Origin of the sequence: Bradyrhizobium sp. F1.4.3, assembly GCF_040548375.1 — a bacterium.
Classification (GTDB): domain Bacteria; phylum Pseudomonadota; class Alphaproteobacteria; order Rhizobiales; family Xanthobacteraceae; genus Bradyrhizobium.
Genome location: NZ_JBEPRN010000004.1, coordinates 463,566 through 472,206 on the forward strand (window position 1 = coordinate 463,566; position 8,641 = coordinate 472,206).

Annotated in this window: 6 protein-coding genes and 1 pseudogene; all 7 read right to left on the reverse strand. The window is 58.4% G+C overall.

What is annotated here, in order from left to right; translation table 11 throughout:
- Nucleotides 1-712: 712 nt before the first annotated feature.
- The gene (locus ABIB73_RS16365; RefSeq protein WP_354225354.1) at nucleotides 713-1,684 is read right to left on the reverse strand and encodes a nodulation protein NodZ; all 972 of its coding nucleotides are present in this window, start codon (nucleotides 1,682-1,684) and stop codon (nucleotides 713-715) included.
- A 195-nt stretch (nucleotides 1,685-1,879) separates the two neighbouring features.
- A complete protein-coding gene (locus ABIB73_RS16370) occupies nucleotides 1,880-3,883 on the reverse strand; it encodes a carbamoyltransferase family protein (protein ID WP_354225355.1) in 2,004 nt (667 codons plus the stop codon).
- A gap of 190 nt (nucleotides 3,884-4,073) precedes the next feature.
- Entirely contained in the window at nucleotides 4,074-4,862 is a 789-nt protein-coding gene (locus ABIB73_RS16375) for an ABC transporter permease (protein ID WP_354225356.1), read from the reverse strand.
- 3 nt (nucleotides 4,863-4,865) lie between these two features.
- A complete protein-coding gene (nodI, locus tag ABIB73_RS16380) occupies nucleotides 4,866-5,780 on the reverse strand; it encodes a nodulation factor ABC transporter ATP-binding protein NodI (protein WP_354225357.1) in 915 nt (304 codons plus the stop codon).
- A gap of 4 nt (nucleotides 5,781-5,784) precedes the next feature.
- Nucleotides 5,785-7,497, reverse strand: coding sequence for a nodulation protein NodU (gene nodU, locus ABIB73_RS16385; RefSeq protein WP_354225358.1), 1,713 nt, complete (start codon nucleotides 7,495-7,497; stop codon nucleotides 5,785-5,787).
- 11 nt (nucleotides 7,498-7,508) lie between these two features.
- The gene (gene nodS / locus ABIB73_RS16390) at nucleotides 7,509-8,138 is read right to left on the reverse strand and encodes a nodulation methyltransferase NodS (protein ID WP_354225359.1); all 630 of its coding nucleotides are present in this window, start codon (nucleotides 8,136-8,138) and stop codon (nucleotides 7,509-7,511) included.
- Nucleotides 8,139-8,162: 24 nt separating this feature from the next.
- A pseudogene (locus ABIB73_RS16395) lies at nucleotides 8,163-8,641 on the reverse strand (chitooligosaccharide synthase NodC); the annotation flags it as partial.

Here is an 8,641-nt window from a genome sequence, read left to right on the forward strand (position 1 = left end):
GAGAGCCTGGTGATTCCAGGGCGAGCTGACTGCGTCGCACTCCACGGGTGGTCTGTGGCTCAGTTGGGGTTGGCGGAGATAGATCAACTGTCCTTGGCGTAGATCAGGACCGATGGCCAGTTCGTCCGAGATTTTTCAACCTTGTATCGCGAGCGCAGATCCGAATCAGTTCCGCTGTCGATGGGCCTGCGATCGTGCTGTTCATCAGCTACAGCCGAAAGGACTCTAAGACCGCAGGTTGAACACGGCCGTCGTCAAGAAAACGCACTGACCGCAAAAGGATAGTCCACGGGGGCGATCCATCTAGCGGACGTACCTCCTTGGTGCTGGGACATTCTGACGTGACTGTCTGCTACCTTAGATTTCCCCGAGGCGGCCCAGACCGGCGTTGCCGTGCTTACCAAGGTCTGGCAGCGATGCCGGTTTGGGCCCGATGATGACGAGCCATAACCTTCCGCGCGACACCTGACGGCCCGAAGCATTGCGGGGCAAGGCCGCCGGCGCTTGCCGGCATGGGCCTACGCTGCGCCGGCATTCGCCTTACCAGCCGCACCGCATCCGTAATAGTGCGCCGGTCAGCAATCGCTTGCGGACGGAAGCCGCCATACACCGTTTCTGCGACAGGTTGCGAAACTCGATGGTGTCGACGCCAGCAGTATCAGGCAGATGATCTAGCCAACCATTGCCCGGGCTCGAGCAGACTCGCGGCACTTCATGAAGCCGCGAAATGCTCGTATGGGTTATTGATCATGGTCAGATGCTCCGGATTGCTCAGATCGAATTCAATAATGCGTGGCACGAGCAGTCGGGCGTAGCGCGTGAAGGCGCTGGTTGGGGGAAAGCGGATCACGGTAGCGCATCGGGCAAGAAGATACATGTCGACGAGCGCGGAAGCTCCACCTTCAATTCCCATTTCCGCACTATGCAACGGCCCTGCCCGATCGGCCTGGAAACGTTTTGGTATGGCGAAGACATCGGGAAACATAACCGATACGTGTTCGAGCACCTGTGCACTGTCCGTGCACAGGAAGACCTTTACAGGCTTTGGATATGGCAAAGCCTTGGCTTTGCGGATTGCCGTGCAGACCTGACGAAGGGCGAGCTCCGAATCGGCCCAGTACGGCGCATGCTCCATGATATCTTCGCCATTGCCGTGCCGAACATGAACGCCGATGATGCTATGGCCGCTAAAGTGTTCCTCATAGAGCGCGTCGATCCGTGCTCGAATCTCAGGCCTGAGTTTGATGTTCCGAAAGATCAGTCGTTCGGCTTCCTCGCTGCAACGCCACATCAGGCAAGCGTCACAGACAATGGTGTTGGCTTCGTTATCTTCTCTTGACTGGAACAGCTCGGTCAGTTCGTCCCGTTCTCGGAAGATCTGCTCATCCGGGCGATTGATGCAGTCGATCGATGGTCTATTCCACCACCGCGGGAAGAACGGTCCGGGAAACGAGAGCTGGTTGACCCGGTCATCGCAAATCACCGGCACTCCAGCGATGTCCTCAACCGGCTCGAAGAACACTGGAAAGGCGTTGCTGAACGGTTGCTCGACGTAACAGGAACCGCGCCAGTCAATGACGAGCGTCCGCCCGGTCCGCTGCGCGTATGACCATGCTGACGCCAGCGACCAGAGGCAATCACCAAAGCCGGTACGCCTCCGAGAAATAACAAAGCGCTCTGTCAAATTATCAAACCCTTCTCGTTGCGCATGATATGTTTTGCGTGGCGTACCTACTCTTCTGCGATTCCGGTCCCCGCTAATGGACCGCTGGTCACCTGGACGCAAGGCGATCAACCCGCAAGCCTATCCTCCACGGCACCGCGATTGGCAGGTCATGCAAGAGGCTTCCACGGAGCCCTCTTCCGCATTGCTCACCTTTTACGACCGCGCAGGATGCAGCCGAATACGGCGCTGATCCCAGAGCCCGCGCAGTTCGTGCACGAGAGCTTCGCGCCTAGTCCTGTCAGAGGTGACCCTTGCGAGAAGATCGGCAAGAACAGCTTCCTTCTCAATTTGCATCAGCATGTCGAACAGGTCATGCGAGACGCGCACGCTGTCATGGCTGGAGTGACCCATGCGGATCTCGCAGACCGTCTCCTGACGTTCTCGGCCCGCATGAGCGCGAACCCGGTAAAGAGATACATGGGGCGGCAGTGAAACAGCGAGTGCAGTCCAGCTTTCGAGCGTTGTTGCCCGCTTCTTGACGAGGAAGGACCCGACCACAAGACCATCCAGCTCGGTGGACAAAAACGCGGTAATCGCATCGGCAACGGACTCTACGATCGGTTCGGCATTGTTGTTGAATGACGTGTTAAGCAGAATCGGAACGCCAGTCCGGCTCTTGAACGCATTGATGAGTTCCCAATAGGCGGCATTGTTCGTGCGGGAAACCGTTTGCAGCCGAGCCGTACCATCGATATGCGTGATCGCCCCCAGCAAAGCACGCTTGGATTCGCGCACGCGAACGACGAAATTCATGAAGGGATATTCTGCGCGACCATCCGGCAACTCAAAGAACGCGCCTGCATCCTCCTCCAGAACCGATGGCGCAAATGGTCGATAACTCTCGCGCTTCTTGACCATCGCGTTAATCCGCTCCTTGTTTGCGGCGGGCCTCGGATCCGCAAGAATACTGCGGTTCCCGAGCGCACGAGGGCCGAACTCGGACCGGCCCTGTACCCACCCGATCACGGCGCCATCAGCGATCCACTCGGCTGCTCTAGTTGCGACGTCAGCCGTCCGTTCCATCTCCAGGTGTCCGGCCCATCGCTTCAGTTCCTGTTCGATGCTATCGTCGCTGCCGACATCTGGCCCCCAATAAACCGCCTGGAGTCGCTCGCGGGGCGCAGGCTGCCCGGCCTCGTTCGATACCATCAGTGCCGCGCCCAATGCACATCCGGCATCATGCGCAGCCGGCTGCACGAAGATGTCTTCGAAAAGGCCTGAATACAGGAGCTTTCCGTTGAGAGTGCAGTTGTGGGCTACCCCGCCAGCCAGGCACAACCGTTTCATTCCGGTCGACTCACGGTAATGCCGAAGAATGTGAAACACGATCCGCTCCAGCGCCTCCTGCAACGATGCGCTCACATCTTGATGCTGTTGCGTGAACGGCATTCCCTTTCGCCGGACCTCGATATTGCGCAGCAATGCCGGGCCGATCCGGTCGAGGTGAACGCGGTAGCCACCGTTTGCGGAGAGCTCGTAGAATTGGGCAAAGAGCTCGCGATAGCGTGCGGGATCTCCGTAAGGAGCCAGTCCCATCACCTTATACTCGTCGAACAAGCCGTAGCCGAGATATCGGATCGTCTCCAGATAGAACAGTCCGAGAGAGTTATTCTCCGGAAACGTCATAAGCTCGGTCATTTCGGTGCCCGACCCGACGGCCAAGAGACCCGAGAGGAAGTCACCACAACCGTCGATCGCGAGAACCATGCTTTCTTCAAACCCCGACATCGCCAGAGCGCTCACGGCATGGGCCTGATGGTGGCCTACGAATGACACCCGCGAAGGATCAATTTCGGTGCCGAACTCCGCCGCCAGAAGGTGCCGTAATAGCAAATTGGCATTTAGCGGAATTGAGATCTCAGGTTGTGAGATGAACAACCGTTCGAGCATCGCATTGCAGTAGGCTTCAGTAGCGTAGAACGCAATACGATCGACGTCGCGAAGCTCCACACCTGCGGCTGCAAGACAGTATTCAATCGCACTGCTCGGGAGCTTGTTTGAGTGTTTGATCCTGTTGAGGCGCTCCTCTTCTACGGCAGCGATCACGCGCCCGTCCTTGACAAGTACTGCGGCGCCGTCGTGCAGAAACGTGTTCGGTAGTTCAAGCGGATTTTCATAGACCCTATCGAGCCCGCCACTCAGTCCTAGACACAGCATCTTGTTCTCCGTTCATCCTGAGAGGCCTGTTGGCCTATATCGTATCGCTTGCTTTGCGAGTAGACCGCATCGCGGCGTGCAGATCCGGCATTGCTAGCGTAACGAGGCCCACATAAGCGTCGCACGCGAATCGCGTTACGCTCGATATCTGATCTCGCGCATGCGATGCTTCCCTTAGGTCTTGTTCCACTCACCGCATCAGGCGATGCCGAAGCAGCGCGGCCGCGATGAGGAAGGGAAACGCTGCGTAGATGAAGAGTGCGCCCACATGTAAGCCGACGCTCTCGATCGGCCGACCGAGCATTGCCGGACGAATAAGATCGACCGAATGAGTCAGCGGCAACAAGGCCGCTATGCGTTGAAATGAACCTGGCAACTGGCTCATTGGGAAGATCGTCCCGCTCAAATACATCATGGGCGTGAGAATGAGTGACTGGTAGAAGATGAAATAGTCGTGGCTCGGTGCAAGGGCTGAAACGACCATTGCGAGGCTCGCGAACGTAACGCCAGTGAGGGCGATGGCTGGTAGCGCGTAGGGAATGGATGACCACTCCGCATAACCCAGCCCGGCGGCAACAATCGTGATCGCCGTCCCGGCAAGCAAGGCCTTGCTCGCTGCCCATGCCACTTCACCTAGAACAATGTCGCCGAGCGTAAGGGGCGTACAGAGTACTGCGTCCCACGTGCAGTTTGTCTGCATGCGCGCGTAAGCCGCGTAGATCGTTTCGAAGGTTGCGGAGACCATCGCGCTTGCGGCGACCATGCCAGCCGCCAGAAACGAGATGTATGAGGTCCCCTCAACGCCACCTATGATCATTCCAAGGCCAAAACCGAGACCGAACAGAGAGCTCATCGGCTCGGCCAGATTTCCAAGAATCGACGCCAGAGCGACTTTCCGCCAGACCAGAAAATTGCGGCGCCATACCGATATCCAGTTCCATGGATTGGCAGGGAGGGCCGGCGCAAAACGTTGCCACATCGTTCAGTCCTTCATCTCTCGCCCGGTTAGCCGTAAGAAGACATCCTCCAGATTTGGAGGACGCTGCAGAAGGCGGAGATCCGTTCGGTCGGCAAGCCGGACGCGCACCTGTTCTGGATCCGTGACATAACAGAACAGCGTCTCCCCGCTCACCTCAGCGCGCTGCACTTGGGGTCTGACCAGCGGCAGCAGTTCATGCGGATTACCACCGTAAATCTCGATGACTTGGCAGCCGATCTGCTGCTCGATCAGCGCGGGAGGCCGGCCTTCGGCGATCTTACGGCCGTGCTCAAGCACGCACAGGCGATCGCACAACCGTTCCGCCTCTTCCATGAAATGGGTGGTGAGAAGAATCGTTTTGCCGCGCGCTAATAGCGCGCGCAAGCGTTCCCAGATCAGGTGACGGCCGTGCGGATCAAGGCCGGTCGTCGGTTCATCAAGCACCAAGAGCTGCGGGTCATTAATGAGGGCACGAGCCAGCGTCAGGCGCCGCTTCATGCCACCGGACAGTTGGCCCACCCGGGCATCCGCCTTGTTCTCCAGGCGGGCGAATTCGAGCAATGACGGCGTGACCGCTTTGACCTCGGCCGCGCTCATCGCGAAATAGCGACCGAAAACGAGCAAATTCTCGCGCACCGTGAGCTGAAGATCAAGGTTGTCAAATTGTGGGACAACCCCGATGCCCCGGCGCGCCAAGCGCGCATGTGTCGGCACCGGCTCGCCAAGCACGCATATCTTACCTGCGTCGGGCGACGCAACACCCAGGATCAAACGCGCAAGTGTGCTTTTACCCGCGCCGTTTGGTCCCAGCAGACCGAAACACTCTCCCGGCGAGACCGTAAACGAAAGAGCGTCCACGACGACCCTGTCGTTGTAGGACTTGCTCACCTCGAAAAGGTCGACTGCCGCGGTTGACATTCGCTTACGCCATCGCGACGGACGTTGTTCGCGCCGCTTCCTGGGTCGCGCGCCTTTTTGTCCAAAGCAGGCCGTCACACCATACGTGATCGACGCGTCCCCACTCGCACGCGGCGGCAGCATCCGGGAAGAAGCCGCGTCCATGCAGATTGGCGCTGGTATTGCAAAGCAGCGGAATGGCTGTGAGCTTCTCGTACTCGATGAGAAGCTCGGTCACTTTATGTGGAGAGGTTCTGGAAACCGTCTGTAGGCGGGCAGATCCATCGAGATGCACGACGGCCGGAATTTTGTCCCGCCATTCCGGTCGCGTCTGGTGATCGAACAGCATGTACGGATCGGGTACTCCGGGGCTAAAAATCTCCGCCGCGCGATCCTCCAGGCATATCGGCGCTACCGGCCTGAAATGCTCGCGAAGTTTGATGTCGTTGAGATGATCTTTCATTCCTTCCCAGGTCGCAGCTGCGAGTATGCTTCTGCCGCCCAAAGCTCGTGGTCCGAGCTCGGCGCGCCCAGTAAGGAAGACGACGGGCTTGTCGCCCGCGAGAATTGCCGCAAGTTCGCCCATTGTGCAGGGCGCGCTCTCCCATTCGGGCGGGACTTCGCTGGGACGAACGGCCGGTCCACTGTAGACCGACCATTCCAGAGCTTTAAAGCCTTGCTGTGCCGCCAGTGCAGAGCAAGCAGCACCGATGGCTGAGCCGCTGTCGTTCGGAAAGGGCGGCACCCACACGACATCGAACAGGCCGGTGCCACGAAATGCACTATTCCACTTAATATTCAAGCCACAGCCGCCGGCTATGCAGAGGTTACGCGCCCCCGCAAGATCCGAATGCCGCTGCACAACATCGGAAATTGTGCGAACCAGCAGACGCTCTAGAAAGACGTGAAATGACGCAAGGACGTCTTCGGCTTCCTTGACCGTCAATCGCAGTGCGCACGCATCGAAGAAGTCGTGCAGAGCTTCAAGTGGCGATCTTGAGCTGTTGGTTTCAGCAAGCTCACGGCAAGCGCCGTCAGCTTGCGTGGCAAAGTGCGCCTCATAGAGTTCCTGAAACGTCTCGATGATATCTCCGTCGGGCAATCCCAGCGCGATATAGGCCATCAGCTTGCCGGCTATACCGAGATCCCAGCTGGTCCGGTCCGCCCGCCTGTAAGGTCCAAAGTGATGTCCTGCCGTCGCATAGGCGTGACCTATCATCGGAAACAGGCATTCGATGAAACGGATGCCGTGAGGCTCGACATAGTAGAGGCGTGGAAACATGCAGCCGTCCCACACCAAGCAGAAAGCAGATTGTGCGGATTTGGCAAACGAGCTGGCGCAGTATGCGGATGCTACGTGCCCGGTGACATGGGGATAGCTTTGATAAGGATACAGCTTCCCGTCAAGCAAGAGACCGATGCGATCGCGGGACGTCAGGGGGCTATCGCCTTGCGGTTCGACATACGGCGCACCCTTGAGCTTGATGGTCGTCGACCCACTAAGGACTTCAAACTGCGATTCGAACTCTCCATCCCAGCCATCAATGACGAACTGATCAACATCGCTCGGATCCAGCCCGTGCTCCGCCAAGGCGCTGACAACGGCATCCAGGTTGTCAATGGTTTGATAACGCGGATTGTTGTTCAGCTTCTCCTGTTCGACACAAAACACCAGCCGGCCATCCTCGATCAGAGCGACTGCCCCGTCATGCGTCAACTTGATACCGCAGATGCGCATAGTGGCTCCTTTCAAGCTCGGCCGTTGGGACCGATCGAAGATCGCTCCGGATTGCTAAAGCGGACCAACAAGCAGTCTTCGTCAGCCGACTGCCCCTGGCACTGCACGCGTTCGACCTCAATGAGCGCTTCAGTCAAAATCGCGATGACTGTCTCGGCGCCAGCGACATGCCCCCATCGCCTGCAGGTGGCATCACGTGCGGATCCGAAGATCAGGTGCCCACCTGGAGCAAGCATCTTCACCATATTGTCGATCGCGGTACGCATCCGTGTCATGTCTTCGAGATAGTAAAGAACCTCGGCGACCACGATCAGATCGAACAGCTCTTCGGTCGAGAACTGCAGAATATCGGTCGCCGCCCAGCTGATATGCGACCACCTCTTGGTCCGCTGGACCGCTCGACCGATCGCTCGCGGCATAACATCGATGACCGTGAGCCGTTTGCAGTGAGGAGCAAGCTTCTCTGTGAATGCACCGGCCGCGCATCCGATCTCGAGGCCGTTTGAGACGGCGCCGTTCGACAGCGATAGCCGCAGCAGTTGGGTGTGACGCTCACGTTCGAACGGATTGTCGTCAAGCCGCCACGGGTCATCGTTAGCCAGCTCCCGTTCCAACGACTGATATGTGTTGTCTACGCTCACGAGTTAATACCCCTACAAAACTGCTCAGTCAGTCTCGGCCGCAATGCCATCCGGCGCGATCAGCTGCGAGGAAGCGCGCGAAAGGCCTGCCCTGCGAATTGAGCCAGGCGTTTCCGATGCCGGGTTAAGGCTTGGTCCAGTTGTCGCGTCTTCGATCGAGGCCTTCGATTCATCAACGTCTGATTTCGCTACTTTGCGCGAGAGCCAGTCGCTGTTGCTCAAGGTACAGAGCGCGTAGGCCTTCATTGGGAGCAGGAGGAAGATGTTGATCGGGGTGTGCAGCGCGAATCCGAGAAATCGAAGCTCGCCGGCGCGAAGGGCCGCCACGCTGCATCGAACCATGGTCATCGCGACGATGGTCAGACCGGTCCACCAGGGCACGCTGTCCGTGAGCGCGAGCTGAGCGATCGCGGCAATCGACGAGATGGCGAGCAGCAGCGGCCCGAGGTTCTGTCCGAGCACATCGAGCGTGAGGTACCGATCGAGGCCGGGCAGCAGGTGCA

What these genes read in the sequence shown, in the direction of transcription:
- ABIB73_RS16375 (WP_354225356.1), bottom strand. Translation starts at nt 4,862, where the DNA reads ATGTGGCAACGTTTTGCGCCGGCCCTCCCTGCCAATCCATGGAACTGG.
- nodI (WP_354225357.1), bottom strand. Translation starts at nt 5,780, where the DNA reads ATGTCAACCGCGGCAGTCGACCTTTTCGAGGTGAGCAAGTCCTACAAC.
- ABIB73_RS16370 (WP_354225355.1), bottom strand. Translation starts at nt 3,883, where the DNA reads ATGCTGTGTCTAGGACTGAGTGGCGGGCTCGATAGGGTCTATGAAAAT.
- nodU (WP_354225358.1), bottom strand. Translation starts at nt 7,497, where the DNA reads ATGCGCATCTGCGGTATCAAGTTGACGCATGACGGGGCAGTCGCTCTG.